This window comes from Phaeobacter sp. JH20_02, assembly GCF_048056915.1.
In the GTDB taxonomy this organism is placed as follows: domain Bacteria; phylum Pseudomonadota; class Alphaproteobacteria; order Rhodobacterales; family Rhodobacteraceae; genus Phaeobacter; species Phaeobacter bryozoorum.
Map to the genome: position 1 here is coordinate 99,304 of NZ_JAYMVP010000009.1, position 17,310 is coordinate 116,613.

Consider the following 17,310-nt stretch of genomic DNA (forward strand, 5'->3'; position numbering starts at 1 on the left):
CCGCTGACCGTTTACCGCACAGGACCCTGATAGATGCTGGACGCCACTGCCCCCGCCACCTGCCCCGCTCATGCGCCGGCAGACCACCCCAAGATCGCCCCGGCGAAGGTCGGCGTACTGTTGGCCAATCTGGGCACCCCCGATGACTATAGCTACTGGCCGATGCGCCGGTATCTGAGCGAGTTTCTCTCGGACAAGCGTGTCATCGACTATCCTGCCTGGAAATGGCAGCCGCTGTTGCAACTGATCATTTTGGCCAAACGGCCGTTTTCATCGGGAGCGGCGTATAAGTCCATCTGGAACCATGACAAGGGCGAAAGCCCCCTGATGACCATCACCAAGGAGCAGACCGCCGCGATGTCGCAAGCGCTGCAGGAGCGGTATGGCAAAGAGGTCATGGTGGATTTCTGTATGCGCTACGGCAATCCCTCAACCAAATCCAAAGTGCGGGCAATGGTTGAGGCCGGCTGTCAGAAAATCCTCTTCGTCCCGCTTTATCCGCAATATGCCGGGGCCACCTCGGCCACCGCCAACGACCAATTTTTCCGCGCCCTGATGGAAGAAACCTGGCAGCCCGCCGCACGCACCGTCGCACCCTATTTTGACGATCCGGCATATATCGACGCCCTTGCGCGTTCGGTGGAGAAAGCTTATGCCACCGCCGAGAAAAAACCCGAAATTCTGGTTGTATCCTATCACGGGATGCCCAAGCGCTATCTGATGCAGGGCGATCCCTACCATTGTCAGTGCCAGAAAACGACGCGCCTCCTGAAAGAACGTCTGGGGTGGACCGATACCGAAATCACCACCACGTTTCAGTCGGTGTTTGGCCCCGAAGAATGGCTGAAGCCCTATACCGTGGATCACGTCGCCACCCTCGCCAAAGAAGGCAAGAAAAACATCGCGGTGATCGCCCCAGCCTTCTCGGCAGACTGCATTGAGACGCTTGAGGAAATCAACGAGGAAATTCGCGAAAGCTTTGAGCACGCGGGCGGAGAGGAATTTCTCTATATCCCTTGCCTGAACGATGACGCCGAGCACATTGACGCGCTGTCCGGCGTTATCCAACGCAATCTGAAAGGGTGGCTGGACTAATCGCCACTCCCCGGTCCAAATAGCCAAAACGCCCCGGCCAACGGGGCTGAGGATATTTGAACAGGGACCTCTCATGACCGCATTGAACCTGGCCGAATTGCATTGGGCCGATGCCCTGAATAATCACTGGGGCATCACCGCTGACCTGTCACGGTTGGACGGGGAATATGACCTGAACTTTCGTGCAATCGCCGAGGATGGGCAGGGCTATATTTTAAAGGTCATGCGCCCCGGTTGCGCCCCTGATCTCGTCGAGATGCAAATCGCTGCGCTGGCGCATCTCCATCAAACTGACCCGGATCTGCCATGTCCACGCGCCGTGGCAGCCGCCGATGGTGCGCTCTGCCTCGATCTTGCAGACGAAACCGGGGTTGAGCGCCTGGTCTGGCTGCAAACTCAGCTGCCGGGCCGCTGCTATGCCAAAAGCGCGCCGAAATCATCCGTTCTCATCAGGGAAATCGGTGCCGCGCTTGGAAGCATCACCCGCGCGCTCAAAACCTTTGACCATCCCGCGCTGCTACGTGATTTCAAATGGGATCTGATGTCTGCCGACTGGGTGGCAAGCGATCTCGACTGCATCGCAGACAGCAAACGCCGTAGCCTGATTGCTGCGATCTGCGCCGATTTCATAGAGCTGAAGCCGGTGCTTGGCTCCCTGCCGAAACAGGCGATTCATAATGACGCCAATGACTACAACATTCTCGTTACTGGCACGCTCTGCCAACCACGCCATGTCGGCGGTCTGATCGACCTTGGCGACATGTGTGCTGCGCCGCGAATCTGTGATCTGGCCATTGCAGCTGCGTATATCGTGCTGGATAATCCCCGACCGCAGGCTGCCCTGTCCGCGCTGATAGAAGGCTACCACGCCGTCAATCCGTTGACCGAAACCGAACTAGATCTTCTCTGGCCTCTGCTGCGGATGCGTCTGGCCGTCAGCGTCGTCAATTCCACGCTGGTGGCCAAAGACAATCCCGATGACCCCTATGTGACCATATCGCAGGGTCCTGCATGGCGTTTTCTGGAGCAACCAAGTGAGCATCCGGCCCTGATTTCGGCCCGGCTGAGAGCGACCTGCGGCCTTTCGGTGGTCGATGGTGCCGACAGGGTAATTGCCTATCTAGAGAAATATTCCGGTGAGTTCGCTCCGCTGATGGGACGCGATTTGACGGGTCTGCCGATGGGGGCTCTCTCGGTCGAGACATCGACCTGGCCGCAGAACCCTTTTGATATGCCGCTGGCCGAGGCTGCCGAAGTCGGGCGAGAGTTTTCCGGCGAAAACGGTGCCGACTGGTGGCTTGGATATTACAACGAACCACGGCTGATCTATACTGCCCCAGCCTTCCGCAAAGGCGCGTATAAAGCCAGCGACCGGCGTACCGTCCATCTCGCAGTGGATGTTTTTGCCCCGGCCGGTCAGACGCTCTACGCCCCCCTGGAGGGTGAGGTCGTGGCGGTGGAGAACCGCGATGCTCATCTGGACTACGGCGGTGTTGTCATCCTGAAACACCATACCGACACCGGAGAAGAATTTTATACGCTCTACGGTCATCTTGACCCTGACTGCTGTACTCAGCTTTCGGTTGGCGACCGGGTCGCCAAGGGCGCGCCGTTCTGCCAGCTCGGAGATGCAACTGAAAACGGCGGCTGGGCTCCACATGTGCATTTCCAGCTGGCGCTATCGACCAAGGGAATTGAGGCAGACTGGCCCGGAGTGGCGGATCCTGACGACCTCTTGCTGTGGAACGCACTTTGCCCAAACCCTGCACCGTTACTGAATCTGCCTGCGGAAAAAACCGGATATGAACCGACTGACAAGCGCCGGGTTCTGGCGGATCGAAAGGCACATTTCGGCAGCAATCTCAGCCTGACCTACAGCGATCCGGTCATGTTGCTGCGTGGGTGGAAACATCATCTGTTTGACGAAATGGGCCGCCCCTATCTCGATGCCTATAACAACGTGCCGCATGTAGGCCACGCACATCCCCGCGTTCAGGCGGTTGCTGCCGATCAGTTGAAACGCATGAACTCCAACACCCGGTATCTGCACCCGGCACAAACCGCCTTTGCAGAAAAGGTGCTGTCAAAGATGCCCGACCATCTGGAGGTCTGCTTCTTCGTCAATTCCGGCACCGAAGCGAATGAGCTGGCCCTGCGCCTCGCACGGGCGCACACAGGTGCCAAGGGGATGGTAACGCCCGATCATGGCTATCACGGCAACACCACTGGCGTGATTGACGTTTCCGCCTATAAGTTCAACGCAAAGGGTGGTGTGGGCCCGTCTGACTGGGTGCAGTTGGTCGAAGTTGCCGATGACTATCGCGGATCTTACCGGCGTGATGACGCAGACCGCGCGCAGAAATACGCGGACCTAGTGGATCCGGCCATCGAAAAACTGCGTGCAAGCGGTCATGGGGTGGCCGGCTTCATTGCCGAGACCTTCCCTTCTGTCGGCGGTCAGATCATTCCGCCAAAGGGCTATCTGCCCGCCGTCTATGACAAGATCCGCGCCGCAGGTGGTATCTGTATCGCCGATGAGGTTCAAACCGGTCTAGGACGCCTTGGTGACTACTACTTTGGCTTTGAACACCAAGAGGCCAGCCCCGATATCGTGGTACTCGGTAAACCAATCGGCAACGGCCACCCCCTGGGTGTGCTGGTAACAACCCGCGCCATCGCGGACAGCTTTGCACAGGGGCCTGAGTTCTTCTCGACCTTTGGCGGTTCCACCCTGTCGTGCCGCATCGGTACCGAAGTGCTGAATATCGTCGATGAGGAAGGGTTACAGGAGAATGCGCGGGTGCGTGGGGCCGAACTGATCGAAGGCCTGCGCGAACTGCAATCCCGTTATCAGTCGATCGGGGATGTGCGCGGCATGGGATTATTTATCGGTGTCGAACTGATCCGCAACGACGGATCAGAAGCGACGGATATCTGCGCCTATGTGAAGAACCGCATGCGCGATCATCGCATCCTGATCGGTAGCGAAGGGCCAAAGGACAACATTCTGAAAATTCGCCCCCCGCTGACGATTGATGCAGAGGGAATCGAGATGATTCTCGCATCGATGAACAGCATTCTGTCCGAAGTTCACGACGGTTGAGCCACCCTGAACCAAAATTGCAGTCCCCGGCCCATGTCAGGTCGGGAGACATGAAAAAAGGCGGTGGAAAATCCACCGCCTTTCTTACCGTTCTGAGACAAGCAATTAGTTGCTTGCAACAGCTGCGCCAACCAGAACCAGCAGCAGCAGCGGCAGAAGGATGCCGCTGGAGGAGCTTTCGGTCTGCTCAACAATAACCGGCGCCTCAACAATCGGCTCAGCCAGGTTGCCCGCGGAAGCGGTCGAAGCAGCAGCAGTCAGAGCAGCAGCGATAACGAGTTTTTTCATGTTAACCTCCAAAAATATGCGCAGTTCAGTCCACCCGAACCACGCGCCCAAGACTTACCTCGTAATATTTTTCTAATCAGCAAAATCGCGACATTGCAATTGCTTGTTGCATGATTCGGCCTCTGGAATGGGCCGATGTCGTCAAATTAGCAACACTTGAGTGCCCACTTTCGTGAGCGCAAACAGCTGCGAAATATGCTCGTTATAAAGGCCGATACAGCCGTTTGATGACCTGCGCCCGATCTTGCGCGTGTCATGCGTGCCGTGGATTCGGTAATACTTCCAGCTGAGATACAAAGCATGGGTTCCAAGCGGATTGTCCGGCCCCGGCGGGATATAGGCAGGCCACTCCGGGTTGCGCTTGCGCATGTTCGGAGTCGGCGCCCAGCCAGGCCCATCGACCTTGCGGATAATCTGGGTCCGGCCGCGGCGCGTCAGATCATCGGAGAGCGGCACGGACGAGGGATATAGCTTGTAGGTGCTCTGGTCTTCCGACCAGAAATGCAGGGCGCGGCTGTCGATATCCACCAGCACGGCTCCATTGCGCAGATTGTCGAAATAGGGCCGCCAGTCCTTGGACCGGAACGCCGAGATGTTACGCTGAACCGGCGCCTCGGGCTCAGGCGGCGGGCGCAGCGGGTCAAAACCCTCCGCGGTCGTGTCCGTGGCATCCTGTGCCCAGACGTCGCTGGCAAGACCGCCGCCAACCAGCGATGCGCCGACAGAAACGGAACCGGCGAGAAATTGCCGTCTAGAGAAGGATTCGAAGGGGCTGCGGGTCATGACTTTTCCAAACTGCGGAGATATGCATTCGTTATGCCGTATCTTATGGCGCGAATGCCTCAGTCGCAAATCAAACAATCCCGCGACGGTCAATTCACCGCTGACATGTTTGCGCCTATGTCACAGCCGGGCTATTGCAGCCCCAGTCAACGAAGCAAGGTGTAGTATGACACGTGTATTTCTGATCCTTATCGCCGGGCTGATGACCCTTGTCGCAGCCTGTGCCCCTGCACCTGATGGCAGCACAGGCGGCAGCGTGTACCGGATCCGTAACGCCGACAAAGTACAGCTGCGGATGCTCGACTCGGTCAACGCCCTTCGCGAAGCGGCAGGCAAGCCGATTGTCCAGCTGAACCCCCAGCTGACCGCTGCAGCCGCAACCCATTCGCGCGACATGTCGGTCCAGAACCGTCCGTGGCATTTTGGCTCCGACGGCTCTTCCCCGCTCGACCGCGTTGCCCGCACTGGTTTCACCGGCACAATGATCGGCGAGACGATTTCGGAAACATATGAGACCGAGTTGCAGACGCTTACAGCCTGGATGGAACAACCGGCCACCCGTTCGGTCATCATGGACGCCAAAGCGCGCACCATGGGCTTCTCCTGGTTCCAGGAATCCAATGGCAAGATTTGGTGGACCCTGGTCATGGGTAGCTAAGCGCGCCGATCTAATCTTTACCTGAACGAAGAAGGCCCGATCGCTGCATGGCAATCGGGCCTTTTCTATCACGAGACGATCAGCGCTGGCACGGTTACAGTGCAGACGATCAGGGACGCAGGGTAATCAACGTACCGTCGCGCACCATCGCATAGATCTCTTCGATCTCATCGTTGCTGACCGCAATGCAGCCCGCAGTCCAGTCATCCACCCGCGCAGCGCGTTTGCGTTCCTTGGGGTTGTTTGGCTCACCGTGAATGAAAATCTCGCCACCCGGTTTCTTGCCCATCGCCGCTGCCTTTGCCCGGTCCTGTGCGTTGGGGTAAGAGATCCCGATGGAGAGGTGATAACGACTGTTGGGATTGCGCCGGTCGATCAGATAGGTGCCTTCGGGAGTTTTGCCATCGCCCTCGATCTGCTTGTGGCCCTGCGGTGCGAAACCCAGCTCCATTTCATATTCGCGCAGAATATCCTCATTGTGCAGAAGATAGACCTTGCGGGCGCCTTTATTGACAACAACCGAGGTTACCTCGGGGCCATTATAACTGCGGAATTTGCTAGGGCCGGAGCTACAGCCCGCCAGCCCAAGGGTCGCCGCGGCGCCCAATCCGAATGTACGTCTATCCATTATTCTAGGTCTCTGCCTGATTTGCCTCATTTTCCAACTACTATCTTCGGTGGAAAATTCAAAATCACTTCTTCTCGTGCGGCGGTTGCAGCGTCGCGATTTGCTGCTCGATTGCCTCCAGCCGAGCCAGAACCAGATCCCGATAAGCGTCCGTGCGTTCGCCCTCTTCCTCGTGATGGGCATCCTGCATCGAATTCACGATCAGGCCGACCAAGAGGTTCACGACCGCAAAGGTGGTGACCATGATAAACGGCACAAAGAACGCCCAGGCATAGGGGTAGATCTCCATGACAGGGCGTACGATGCCCATGGACCAGCTTTCCAAAGTCATGATCTGGAACAGGGAATATGCGCTCAGCGCGAGATTACCGAACCATTCCGGGAAACTGTCCGCGAAGAGTTTCGTCGCGATGACGGAGCCGATGTAAAAGATGATAGCCATCAGCAGGAAGACTGAGCCCATGCCCGGTAGCGCAGTAATGAAACCCTCAACCACCCGGCGCAGCCGCGGCGCAACCGAGATGACGCGCAACACCCGCAATATGCGCAGCGCCCGCAGGACGGACATCCCCTGCGCCCCAGGAAGAAAGGCGATGCTGACGATCACAAAGTCAAAGATGTTCCAGCCGCGCAGGAAAAACCGCAGCCGCTGTACCCAGAGTTTTGCCAGCAGTTCAACGACAAAAATCCCCAGGCACAGCTGATCGACAAACAGAACGATCGTCCCGAACCGGGACATGATCGTATCAGATGTCTCCATTCCCAGCGTCACGGCATTGATCAGAATCACCACAGTGATGAAGTTGCCAAAACGATCACTGGCGATAAGATCGCCAAGCCGCTTGTTCAGGGTTTGTTTTGCACTGATGCTCACCGGTTCTACCCCACGTAGGAAAAGCTGGCCGCGAGTTCCGTATGCGAGGACCAGCGGAATTGATCGACCACCTGTACCCAATCCAGCCGATAGCCGCCATCGGTCAAAATCTTCGCATCACGGGCAAAGGTGACAGGATTGCAGGAAACATAGGCAACCCGTTTCGTACGTGCTGCAACCAGCTGAGTGGCCTGGGCCTCAGCACCAGCGCGCGGCGGGTCAATCACTGCAGCGTCAAACTCCGTTCCAAACGGATTCAGATCCTCCGGCAGCAACGGGTTGCGAAACAGATCGCGGGTCTCGGTGGTGACTTTCTTCAAGCCTTTGGCCTGCCGCCAACCGGCATCCAATGCGCGCAACATGGCGCTTTCACCCTCGACAGCGTGGACCTCAGCGTTTTTCGCCAGTGGCAGCGAAAAAGTCCCGCAGCCGGCAAATAGGTCGACGAGACGTTTTGCCCCAGCGACAACCTCCTCGACCGCCGCGAGCAAGGCCGCCTCGCCATCACGGGTAGCCTGTAGAAAGGCACCCGGCGGCGGGCAGACATGTGCCGGACCAAAGGGTTGAGTTGGCGGCTGTTCCATACCGATCAGCTCATCCTCCCAGGTCAGCCTTGCAATACGATGCGCGTCGACCACCTGCGCCAACGCGATCCGAAGCGCGCCATCCAGCGGCTTGCCGTTGGTCACCAGTACATCAACGCCAACCTCCGAGAGGGTCACCGTCACCGAAAGCGGTGCCTTGCGGCTGGCGCCAGCCATGGCCAGTGCCTCCGCCATCGGCACAGCAGCCAGAAGCTGTGGTGCCAGCAACTGGCAATCGGGTATCTCGGTAATCACCCCGGACGCGCGGCCATGGAATCCAGCCATCGCCCCTTTCTTGGTGCGGCGCACTGACAGCGTGGCGCGACGGCGCGATTGTGGCGGTGAGGTGTGGATCGGGCGAAACGCCGTCTCAATCCCCTGGGCAGCCAGCGCATTGCGCACAATATCGACCTTCCAGCCCGCGACAAAATCATCTGTCGCATGTTGCAGCTGACAGCCACCACAGGATTTATAATGCCGACAAGGCGCCTGGACGCGTGCCTCTGACGGGTTCTCGATGCGGATATCCGTGAGCTGGTGCCCGTCGCGAATACCGCTGACGGTCTCTCCCGGCAGGGTGCGCGGCGCAAAAAGCGGGCCCTCGGCGACTCCGTCCCCCTGATGGCCAAGACGAATGATTGTGGCTGTGGTTCTAGCTGCATGTGTCATGGCCGCTGCATACCCTGCGACTGGCCCGCGCAAAAGAAAAATGCGCAGTCTGCGTGTGAACGACCTTTGTGCGGGCGCTCAGTACTTCCTATTCCGCCGCATCCCACGATCGTCGAGTGATCGGATCGACCTCATCATCATCGCCTTCGGTCCGAATGAAGCCGCCGGATTGCCGCGACCAGAACTTCGCGTAAAGACCGCCTTGCTTCAGCAGTGCATCATGGGTGCCCACCTCCGCAATCCGACCTTGATCCATGACGATGATCCGATCCATTTCACTCAGCGTCGACAGGCGGTGTGCGATGGCCAGAACCGTCTTGCCCTGCATGACCCGCTCCAGCGCCGACTGAATCGCCGCCTCCACCTCGGAGTCGAGCGCCGAGGTCGCCTCATCCAGTACCAGAATGGGTGCATCCTTCAGGATAGCTCGGGCCAGCGCGATCCGCTGACGTTGGCCGCCCGACAGTTTCACACCCCGTTCGCCGAGATGGGCATCATAGCCGCTGCGGCCCTGTGCATCCTCCAGGTCAAGAATGAATTCATCAGCCTCCGCCTTTTTAGCGGCGGCAATAAGCTCCAGTTCGCTGGCGTCCGGCCGACCGTAAAGGATATTGTCGCGCGCCGAGCGATTGAACATTGCGGTTTCCTGCGTGACCATGCCGATCTGGCTGCGCAGCGAGTTCTGCGTCACCTCTGAAACGTCTGTCCCATCGATCAGAATTTGGCCTTTTTCCCCGTCATAGAGCCGCAACAGAAGCGACACGAGCGTGGATTTCCCCGCGCCGGAAGCCCCGACAATCCCCAGTTTTTCACCCGGTTCAACTGTCAGGGAAACATCCTGAATACCGCCGACATCGCGCCCATAGGCAAAGCCGACATTTCGGAATTCAATGCGTCCACCTTTGGTCCGCAGCGTCTTGGCGGTGTCTTGATCCTCAACCCGATCAGGACGCGTTAGCGTCTTCATGCCGTTTTCGATTTCGCCAATGTTGGAGTAGATCGCCATCAGCGTAAAGCTGACCCAGCCCGTCATCTGCGCGATCCTCACCGACACCGCGCCCGCCGCAACGATATCACCTTCGGTCGCCATCCCGTCCCGCCACAACACAAGCGTAGCACCAATCAGCAAGACAGGCAGCACTCCTGCCAGAGTCATCAGACAGAACCGGAAGGTCGCCGACAGATAGCCGAAATGAAGCGCCTTGTTACGGAAATCGGCCATCGAATCCTGTGCCGTCCGTTCTTCAAAATCGGCATGGGCGAACAACTTCACAGTTTTGATGTTGGTGATCGTATCGACCACCTGCCCGGTAACCATAGCCCGCGCGCCAGCCCGCGCCGCAGACCGCTTTCTGATGCGCGGCAGAAACCAACGGATTGTGGCAAAATACCCGACCAGCCAAACCACGAACAATCCAGTGATCCGCCAGTCAATCGCCCCTAGCAATGCCAGCGCGCCAAGCAGTGATGCCAGCGCGAAGGCGACGACATTGATCACCTCAACCGCGACCGACGTCACCGCATTGGCAGTCTGCATCTGCTTCTGTGCGATGCGACCTGCAAAATCATCATCGAAGAAACGCACCGATTGCCCCATTGTCCAACGATTGAGACGGGACAGCACCAGCGGATTGACGTTCGGCTGCACAATAATTGCGTTGGACGCCGCAGAGAGGCCAAAAAGGATCGGCCGCAACAACAGGAAGAAACCCAACGCACCGGCAAGTATCACCAGATTACCTGCCGAGAAGAACCGGTCCGGCCCGCTGGCTATCGCCGTATCTATCACCAGACCCAGAATATAAGCCGTGACCGCCTCCATTCCCCCGGCGAGCGCCGAAAAGACCGCAGCCACCGTGAGCATTGGCCAGGCGCCGGACAGACACCATCGCAAAAAGCGCCCCAACTGATCTGGTGGGGCGCCTTCGGCCGGTTGAAATGCGTCGATCAGATTGCCCAGTTTCATTCTGCTGCCTCAATGTTCAGGAAGCCGCCGGATTGCCGCGCCCAGAACTGGGCATATAGGCCCTCTGACCGCAAAAGCACGCCATGGGTGCCCTCCTCGACAATACGACCGTCATCCATAACCAGAATACGGTCCATCTGGGCGATGGTGGACAGACGGTGGGCAATCGCTATCACCGTCTTGCCTTGCATCATCCCGTATAGCGTTTGCTGGATTTCGGCCTCAACCTCTGAGTCCAGCGCCGATGTCGCCTCATCCAGGATCAAGATAGGTGCATCCTTCAGGATTACCCGAGCCAGTGTCACTCGCTGACGTTGCCCGCCTGAGAGCTTCACGCCCCGTTCACCGACATGCGCATCGTAGCCCCTGCGGCCTTCGGGATCCTCTAGGTCAAGGATGAACTCATGCGCCCGCGCTTGCTTTGCGGCCTCGATCATCTCGGCCTCGCTGGCGTCAGGCCGACCATAGAGCAGGTTGTCTCGCACCGATCGGTGCAATAGGGCACTGTCCTGCTGCACCATCCCAATCTGGGCGCGCAGACTGTCCTGTGTGACGGTACGGATATCTTGCCCGTCGATCAGGATCTGCCCGCCCTCGGGATCGTAGAACCGCAACAGCAGTTTCACCAAGGTCGATTTCCCGGCACCAGACCGCCCGATCAGGCCGATTTTCTCTCCTGGACGAATGGTCAGACTGACCTGATCCAGACCGCCAGAGCCGCGCCCGTAATGATGGGACAGCTGCCGGAGCTCCATCTCCCCATCGCGTAAATCAAGCGGCTTGGCATCAGCTGCATCCACCAGATCAATCGGCTGGGCAATGGTTTCCATCCCCTCGGCCACGACACCAAGCTGCCGGAAAAACGTGGTCAGCGCCCACATGATCCACCCGGTCAAAGCATTGAGACGCAGGGTCAGCGCCGTAGCAGAGGCAACAACCCCGACCGAAGCCTGCCCCTGCATCCACAGCAGGATCGCCCAACCGACCACCCCAACGATCAGCAGGCCATTCAGCGTCACCAATGCGGCATCCATGATTGTATAGAGCCGCATCTCCGCCTGGAACGTCTTGCGCGTACGCTCAATCGCCTCTTTGGCATAGGTCAGTTCGGTATCGTGATGGGCGAACATCTTGACCGAATGAATGTTGGAATAGCTGTCAACAACCCGACCGGTCACCGTGGATCGGGCGTCGGAGGCGGCCTGGCTGGCTGGCCCGACGCGGCGCACTGTCCAGCGGATCAGCATCGCATAAAGCGCAAACCATACCAGCAGGGGCATCATCAGCCGCATGTCCGCCAACCACAGCAAGAGAGCCGCGCCAGCCAGATAGGCCAATGCGAATGTGATCGCATCAAAGACCTGAAACACCACCTCACCAGCGGCAGGCGGTGTCTGCATTATCCGGTTTGCGATCCGCCCGGCAAAATCGTTCTCAAACCAGCCAACCGATTGCCGCAATACATGCTTATGTGAACGCCAGCGGATCAAAGTCCCGAAGTTTGGAAGGATAGCGTTATTCAGCAACAGCACATCCAGTAGCTGCAGCAGCGGCCGAATGGTCAGGATAAATACAGCCAGCAGGATCAACTCTGTCCCGTGAGCCTGCCAGACATCGGCCGGTTCACCGGACAACAGGTCCACAACCCGTCCCATGTAATGGATCAGACCGATTTCAACGGCTGCGACGATGACCGACATAAACGCGGTGGCCGCAAAGACCTTTTTGAAGGGCTGCGAATAATCTTTCAGGAACGGCCACAGTCGCCGTGGCGGAGTGTCGGTTTCCGCGTAATCACAATAGGGGTCGATAAGGTTTTCGAAGAAACGAAACATGCGGGTGCTCCAATAATTGAGCATATGGAATAGTCATGCGAACAAAGGCCATCGCCGTGGCCCCTCCGACAGACGTCGGACAGGTCAGGCGTTAATTGCGCCAGATCCCGTGATACATGCGTATTCCTCCCGTCATAAGATGGTCCCATATGGGTAGGAAAAAAATTCCACTCTGTCACCCCTTTTGACGCGGTGGGCGACGCACGACAATCAGCACGTGCGCTTCAGGCCAGTCCCAGCAGCTCTTTCCGCGTCAGGGCAAACCCGGATCTGATCCATTTATCACGCAAGGAGTTGAGCTCCGCGCCAAGAGCAGGCCCCTGGAGTTCAGGCATCAGATCCTGCGCCGACACGGGGAATACGGCGGACGCGCCAAGATTGATTTCAGTCTCTAAATCAGGCGAAATCGGCATCTCAAGCAGGGCAGATCGCAACAGGATCACGCTGCGGGCGATGGCCGCCCCATGATAATAGGCAAGGGCAGCTGGACTTTGGGTTCCTTCAACCTCTTTGCGAAGCAAGCGTATCTCGGCGGCCTGAGATTTGCTCAACCTCAGAACCTCGCCCGGAGCGCTACCGCCGAGCGCTGCAAGACGGCGAATGGGATCGGGGGCGGACCCCTCTTCCAGATGGATCAACGGTGCCAGGGCGCGATCATCGCTGCCCGGCAGAATCAATGCGAGCAATCCGATTTGCCGCATAATCGCAATCGCCGGCGCCGGATCGGGGGCTGCAAGAAGCTTCAGGATCTCACTCCCGACACGCTCACGCGATAGGGTTGCGATGCCATCCAGGTTGCTCGCGATCGCCGACAGGGCGTCCGGATCAAACCCAGCATCCAAATCTCCGTACCAGGCGTGGAATCTGAAATACCGAAGCGAGCGCAGATAGTCCTCGCGAATGCGGTGTTCGGCAATGCCGATGAACCGCACAATCCCCGCGCGCAGATCCGGAAGACCGTTCAGGGGATCAACCAGTTCCCCATCCGGGCGAGCGTAAAGCGCATTCATGGTAAAGTCGCGTCGCGCCGCATCCTCCTCGATACGATCCGCAAATGCGACGACAGCGCGACGACCATCGGTAGCAACGTCACGACGAAAGGTGGTGATCTCATAGGGCGTACCGCGATGCACCAGTGTTACAGTGCCGTGATCGATGCCTGTTGGTATGGCTTTTATGCCGGCCTTGTCGGCCAGTTCGATAACCTGTTGCGGCAGCGCGTTGGTGGACAGGTCGAGATCTGAAACCGGCGCGCCCAATAGCGCATTTCGCACACATCCGCCGACGAAATAGACCTCCGCACCGCCCTCGGTCAGCACCTCGCAGACGCGCTGGACAGCCGGATCATCGAGCCAGGGCGCGGTCAGATATCTCATGACTGCATCCGGTCGGCGAGGCCGCGCAACATCCGCGCGGTTGCGCCCCAGATGTAATAGGGACCGTATGGAACAGCGAAGTAGTTCCGCCGCACCCCACGCCAGCGACGCGACTGGATCTGATAGCGAGACGGATCGCAGAGATGTGAGAGTGGGACACTGAAAACCTCGGCAACCTCGCCAGCTTCGGCCTTGATATCAAAGGTCTGATCAATCAGGGCCACCACCGGCGTCACCATGAACCCGGTCACAGTTTCATGCGCAGGTAGCTGACCGACAATTTGCGGAAGATCACGCGGCAGCCCGATCTCTTCCCATGCTTCACGCAGGGCGGCATCGGTCACGCTTGCATCACCTGCGTCCTGCTTCCCACCGGCAAAAGCGATCTGACCGGGATGATGTTTCAACGCCGATGAGCGTTTTGTCAGGATGACCTGCGGCACGCCCTCAGCGATGCTGATCGCCACCAGAACGCCTGCCGGTCGCAATTTACGATCAACAGGTAGAACGACGTCCGGATTCAGATCAAAATCGGATGACCCTCCCCCCTCAGCGCCCAGCGCAGCGGTAAGCTTTTCTCGCAGATCAGGCACTATCGCCCTCTGCCTCATCCGTTTTATCGGCCTCAAACCCCAGCGTCGCCGGATCAAGATCATAATGGGCGCCACAGAACTGGCAATCGGCTGTCACGCGGCCTTCGTCAGTGGTCATCGTTGCGATGTCCTTGGCGGAGTAGATCGACAGGCTTGCGCGTACCCGCTCGGTGGAACAGGTACATCCGAATTTGACTTGTTGGGCATCGAAAACCCGCGGTTGTTCCTCGTGAAACAATCGCAGGAGCAGATCTGTCGGCGTTACCGATGGGCCGATCAGCTCCATGTCTTCGACGGTCGCAAGCAGGTGCATCACACGGTTCCAGTTCTCGCCCTCTTCGCCGTTCACCAGATCTTCAGCCACCAGCGTATCGCCAGAGCCGGTACCGTCAGCAACAAAGGGAGACGCCTTTGGCATCTGCTGCAGCATAATCCCCCCGGCCCGCCAGTGCTCCGGCACACCAGGCTCGGCGGAACGGCCAAAGCTGAGCGAGAACCGCGTTGGCAGCTGCTCGGACTGGGCGAAATAGGCTTCGGCACAGGTGGCCAGCGATCCGCCCGCCAGAGGGGTGATCCCCTGATAGGGTTTCATCCCTTCACCCTGATCGACAAGAATCGCAAAATACCCTTCACCCACCTGATCAAAGGGGGCGCCATCCGTCAGCCGTGTTTCATCATAGCTGGCATAGGCGCGGATACGGGCCGGCTCGCCTTCTGCCTGGGGGGCATAGTAGTCGGTCGCGATCATCCTCACCGCACCTTTGGACTGCACCTGCAAGGACAGTTTCCATTGCAATTTGACTGTTTGACCAATCAAAGCCGTCAGTAATGCCATCTCGGCCACCAACGCCTCGACGACAGGTGGGTAATTATGCTGCTTCAGAATACCATCCAACACACCGTCCAGCCGCGCAACGCGGCCGCGCATGTCCGATACGTCAAGCTGGAAGGGCAGGACGGTATCGTCCCACGCGATTTTCGATACAAGTGTCATGGGGTTTCCTTACGCGCCGTGGATTGGCATATCGGGCCTATATAGGGTTTACACCATCAGAGTGAAGAGGTCAGCGCCGTGATCAGACGTTTTGGCGATACGCCGGATAATTCGAAAAGATACCGACGCAGGCCCGGCGTCTACGCTCTCTTGCCGCGAAATGGCAAGCTTCTGGTGACCTGTCAGCAGGATCCAGGCCCGGATATTCAGCTGCCCGGAGGCGGCATAGATCCGGGCGAATCACCCATTCCTGCATTGCACCGCGAGGTGATGGAGGAGACCGGCTGGACCATTTCCTCCCCCCGCAAGCTGGGGGCATTCCGCCGGTTTGCCTATATGCCGGAGTATGATCTATGGGCTGAGAAACTCTGCCATATCTATATTGCGCGCCCGGCCCGGCAGATCTCAGACCCGAGCGAACCACTGCATGAAGCGCTCTGGATGCGAGCGGATGTCGCGCAAGAGATGCTCGGCAATGCCGGTGATCGCCACTTTGCCGGATATATCGCGCGATGGATGGGACAAAGCTAGAAATCGACCGAAGATTGGCCAGCGACCCGGTGCAGGCTCAGCTTACGGGCCTTCATATTCGAATAGGGTGGCGGATACATCATCCTCCAAACCGTATTGCGACGACATCACCTGTGTCAGGTTCCAGTAGAGATCGTCGAGGAATTCCTGGCCGGTCTGATCCGAGTTGCACTTGCCGATCAGATCCACCAATCCCTCGGCCTCAAGCATCTCGCCATTCTCCAAACGCGCCTCAGTAAAACCGTCCGAATACAGCAGCAGCCTGTCGCCCTTCTCCATCACCACATCTTCTTGGGAATAGGTGATATCTGGCACCAGCCCCACAGGAACGCCGCCCTTCCCGATGAACTCTGTGCTGCCATCCTTGCGGATCAGCAATGGGTGCGGATGGCCAGCCTGCACCATCTTCAACACGCCGCTGCGCAGATCGACGATGCAATAGGCCATAGTAAAATACTCTTCGATCCCGGTGTCGGCGATCAGCCGGGCATTCAGCAGGCTTGCAACTTCTTCAGGTTGGCGAAGGGCGTAAAAGCGGTTGAATCGCTTCTCCATGCCGACGTTCTGATCGAAATAGGTCGACGACAAATAGCCGCCAAGTCGCGCCGTCATCATTGCGGACGTAATGCCATGACCGGAGACATCGACCGAGTAAAAGCCAATCCGGTTCACCCCGGGTGAAAACATGCCAACCAGATCACCACCGATATGACCGCAGGGTTTCAAGAGCAGGCTGACAGTGGATGACCCGAATTTTCGCGACAGTTCTGGAACCAGCGATTCCTGAATTTTGCGCGCCTGAATCAGATCCTTGTCGATAGCATCATAGACCCGCTGCAATTCATCCAGCGTATCCGAGACGATCCGGTTCTTCTCTGAGAGTTCTCGCTGCATCCGCAGGATACGCTCACCCGCAGAGATTCTGGCGCGCAGCTCGTCCGAACTGACAGGTTTGGTCAGAAAATCATCCGCGCCGGCATCCAGCCCCTGCGCCACCTCGTTCTTTTCACTCTTGGAGGTCAGCAGGATGAAATAGCTGTAGTTATCCTGCGATTTGGCCCGGAACGCCCGGCAGAACTCCAGCCCATTCATTCCCGGCATCATCCAGTCGCTGAGGATCAGATCTGGCGGATCACTCTCGCAGATCTCCATCGCGACCTCGCCGCTTTCAGCGTCGACGACGTCGAATCCCCATTTCTTCAGTGATGCCACCAGGATTCGTCGCTGCAGACGGCTGTCATCGACCACCAGGACACGGCGGATCGAATTGGTCGTAACCTCTTGGTTTATTTCGATCGAACTGTCTGGCAACACCGAGTGAACCCCACAAAAA

Annotated in this window: 15 protein-coding genes; 4 read left to right on the plus strand and 11 right to left on the minus strand. The window is 58.1% G+C overall.

Annotation, left to right across the window (positions count from 1 at the left end; translation table 11 throughout):
- The first annotated feature begins 33 nt into the window (after positions 1-33).
- Together hemH and VWY34_RS02115 are read left to right on the plus strand one after the other, a co-directional pair.
- The gene (hemH, locus tag VWY34_RS02110) at positions 34-1,095 is read left to right on the plus strand and encodes a ferrochelatase (RefSeq protein ID WP_416544114.1); all 1,062 of its coding nucleotides are present in this window, start codon (positions 34-36) and stop codon (positions 1,093-1,095) included.
- 73 nt (positions 1,096-1,168) lie between these two features.
- The gene (locus VWY34_RS02115; RefSeq protein ID WP_416544115.1) at positions 1,169-4,198 is read left to right on the plus strand and encodes an aminotransferase class III-fold pyridoxal phosphate-dependent enzyme; all 3,030 of its coding nucleotides are present in this window, start codon (positions 1,169-1,171) and stop codon (positions 4,196-4,198) included.
- Between the two features lie 105 nt (positions 4,199-4,303).
- On the opposite strand, the gene VWY34_RS02120 is transcribed toward VWY34_RS02115, so the two are convergent.
- Together VWY34_RS02120 and VWY34_RS02125 are read right to left on the minus strand one after the other, a co-directional pair.
- Positions 4,304-4,486 (minus strand): hypothetical protein, encoded by a 183-nt coding sequence (locus VWY34_RS02120; RefSeq protein ID WP_340547150.1) that lies wholly within the window; start codon positions 4,484-4,486, stop codon positions 4,304-4,306.
- 141 nt (positions 4,487-4,627) lie between these two features.
- Positions 4,628-5,269 (minus strand): L,D-transpeptidase, encoded by a 642-nt coding sequence (locus tag VWY34_RS02125; protein ID WP_340547149.1) that lies wholly within the window; start codon positions 5,267-5,269, stop codon positions 4,628-4,630.
- Between the two features lie 166 nt (positions 5,270-5,435).
- Between VWY34_RS02125 and VWY34_RS02130 the strand changes: the two genes are divergently transcribed.
- Complete coding sequence (locus VWY34_RS02130; RefSeq protein WP_340547148.1) at positions 5,436-5,927, plus strand: CAP domain-containing protein; 492 nt, start codon at positions 5,436-5,438, stop codon at positions 5,925-5,927.
- Between the two features lie 109 nt (positions 5,928-6,036).
- Here the strand turns inward: VWY34_RS02130 and VWY34_RS02135 are convergent, their stop codons facing one another.
- From VWY34_RS02135 to VWY34_RS02170, 8 genes are all read right to left on the minus strand, one after another.
- The gene (locus tag VWY34_RS02135; RefSeq protein ID WP_340547147.1) at positions 6,037-6,555 is read right to left on the minus strand and encodes a L,D-transpeptidase family protein; all 519 of its coding nucleotides are present in this window, start codon (positions 6,553-6,555) and stop codon (positions 6,037-6,039) included.
- A gap of 64 nt (positions 6,556-6,619) precedes the next feature.
- Positions 6,620-7,429: an ion transporter gene (locus VWY34_RS02140; protein ID WP_416542713.1), complete on the minus strand. Its 810-nt coding sequence runs from the start codon at positions 7,427-7,429 to the stop codon at positions 6,620-6,622.
- A gap of 5 nt (positions 7,430-7,434) precedes the next feature.
- The gene (locus VWY34_RS02145) at positions 7,435-8,682 is read right to left on the minus strand and encodes a class I SAM-dependent RNA methyltransferase (RefSeq protein ID WP_416534327.1); all 1,248 of its coding nucleotides are present in this window, start codon (positions 8,680-8,682) and stop codon (positions 7,435-7,437) included.
- Positions 8,683-8,770: 88 nt separating this feature from the next.
- On the minus strand, positions 8,771-10,648 hold the full coding sequence (locus VWY34_RS02150) for an ABC transporter ATP-binding protein (RefSeq protein ID WP_416544116.1): 1,878 nt from the start codon (positions 10,646-10,648) through the stop codon (positions 8,771-8,773).
- Positions 10,645-12,483, minus strand: coding sequence for an ABC transporter ATP-binding protein (locus VWY34_RS02155; RefSeq protein ID WP_416544117.1), 1,839 nt, complete (start codon positions 12,481-12,483; stop codon positions 10,645-10,647). The genes VWY34_RS02150 and VWY34_RS02155 overlap by 4 nt, the downstream gene beginning before the upstream one ends.
- A gap of 224 nt (positions 12,484-12,707) precedes the next feature.
- Positions 12,708-13,859: a CCA tRNA nucleotidyltransferase gene (locus tag VWY34_RS02160; protein WP_416544118.1), complete on the minus strand. Its 1,152-nt coding sequence runs from the start codon at positions 13,857-13,859 to the stop codon at positions 12,708-12,710.
- Complete coding sequence (locus tag VWY34_RS02165; RefSeq protein ID WP_340547141.1) at positions 13,856-14,452, minus strand: CoA pyrophosphatase; 597 nt, start codon at positions 14,450-14,452, stop codon at positions 13,856-13,858. Before VWY34_RS02165 ends, VWY34_RS02160 begins: the two co-directional genes overlap by 4 nt.
- Positions 14,445-15,446: an Hsp33 family molecular chaperone HslO gene (locus VWY34_RS02170; protein WP_416534332.1), complete on the minus strand. Its 1,002-nt coding sequence runs from the start codon at positions 15,444-15,446 to the stop codon at positions 14,445-14,447. Before VWY34_RS02170 ends, VWY34_RS02165 begins: the two co-directional genes overlap by 8 nt.
- A gap of 78 nt (positions 15,447-15,524) precedes the next feature.
- Between VWY34_RS02170 and VWY34_RS02175 the strand changes: the two genes are divergently transcribed.
- The gene (locus tag VWY34_RS02175; protein ID WP_416544119.1) at positions 15,525-15,977 is read left to right on the plus strand and encodes an NUDIX hydrolase; all 453 of its coding nucleotides are present in this window, start codon (positions 15,525-15,527) and stop codon (positions 15,975-15,977) included.
- Positions 15,978-16,019: 42 nt separating this feature from the next.
- Here the strand turns inward: VWY34_RS02175 and VWY34_RS02180 are convergent, their stop codons facing one another.
- Positions 16,020-17,291, minus strand: coding sequence for a PP2C family protein-serine/threonine phosphatase (locus VWY34_RS02180; protein ID WP_416548750.1), 1,272 nt, complete (start codon positions 17,289-17,291; stop codon positions 16,020-16,022).
- Positions 17,292-17,310: the final 19 nt, after the last annotated feature.

Bases quoted from the DNA above. Each gene is read 5' to 3' on its own strand.
- hemH (WP_416544114.1), top strand. From the start codon at position 34: ATGCTGGACGCCACTGCCCCCGCCACCTGCCCCGCTCATGCGCCGGCA.
- VWY34_RS02115 (WP_416544115.1), top strand. From the start codon at position 1,169: ATGACCGCATTGAACCTGGCCGAATTGCATTGGGCCGATGCCCTGAAT.
- VWY34_RS02120 (WP_340547150.1), bottom strand. From the start codon at position 4,486: ATGAAAAAACTCGTTATCGCTGCTGCTCTGACTGCTGCTGCTTCGACC.
- VWY34_RS02125 (WP_340547149.1), bottom strand. From the start codon at position 5,269: ATGACCCGCAGCCCCTTCGAATCCTTCTCTAGACGGCAATTTCTCGCC.
- VWY34_RS02130 (WP_340547148.1), top strand. From the start codon at position 5,436: ATGACACGTGTATTTCTGATCCTTATCGCCGGGCTGATGACCCTTGTC.
- VWY34_RS02135 (WP_340547147.1), bottom strand. From the start codon at position 6,555: ATGGATAGACGTACATTCGGATTGGGCGCCGCGGCGACCCTTGGGCTG.
- VWY34_RS02145 (WP_416534327.1), bottom strand. From the start codon at position 8,682: ATGACACATGCAGCTAGAACCACAGCCACAATCATTCGTCTTGGCCAT.
- VWY34_RS02150 (WP_416544116.1), bottom strand. From the start codon at position 10,648: ATGAAACTGGGCAATCTGATCGACGCATTTCAACCGGCCGAAGGCGCC.
- VWY34_RS02155 (WP_416544117.1), bottom strand. From the start codon at position 12,483: ATGTTTCGTTTCTTCGAAAACCTTATCGACCCCTATTGTGATTACGCG.
- VWY34_RS02160 (WP_416544118.1), bottom strand. From the start codon at position 13,859: ATGAGATATCTGACCGCGCCCTGGCTCGATGATCCGGCTGTCCAGCGC.
- VWY34_RS02170 (WP_416534332.1), bottom strand. From the start codon at position 15,446: ATGACACTTGTATCGAAAATCGCGTGGGACGATACCGTCCTGCCCTTC.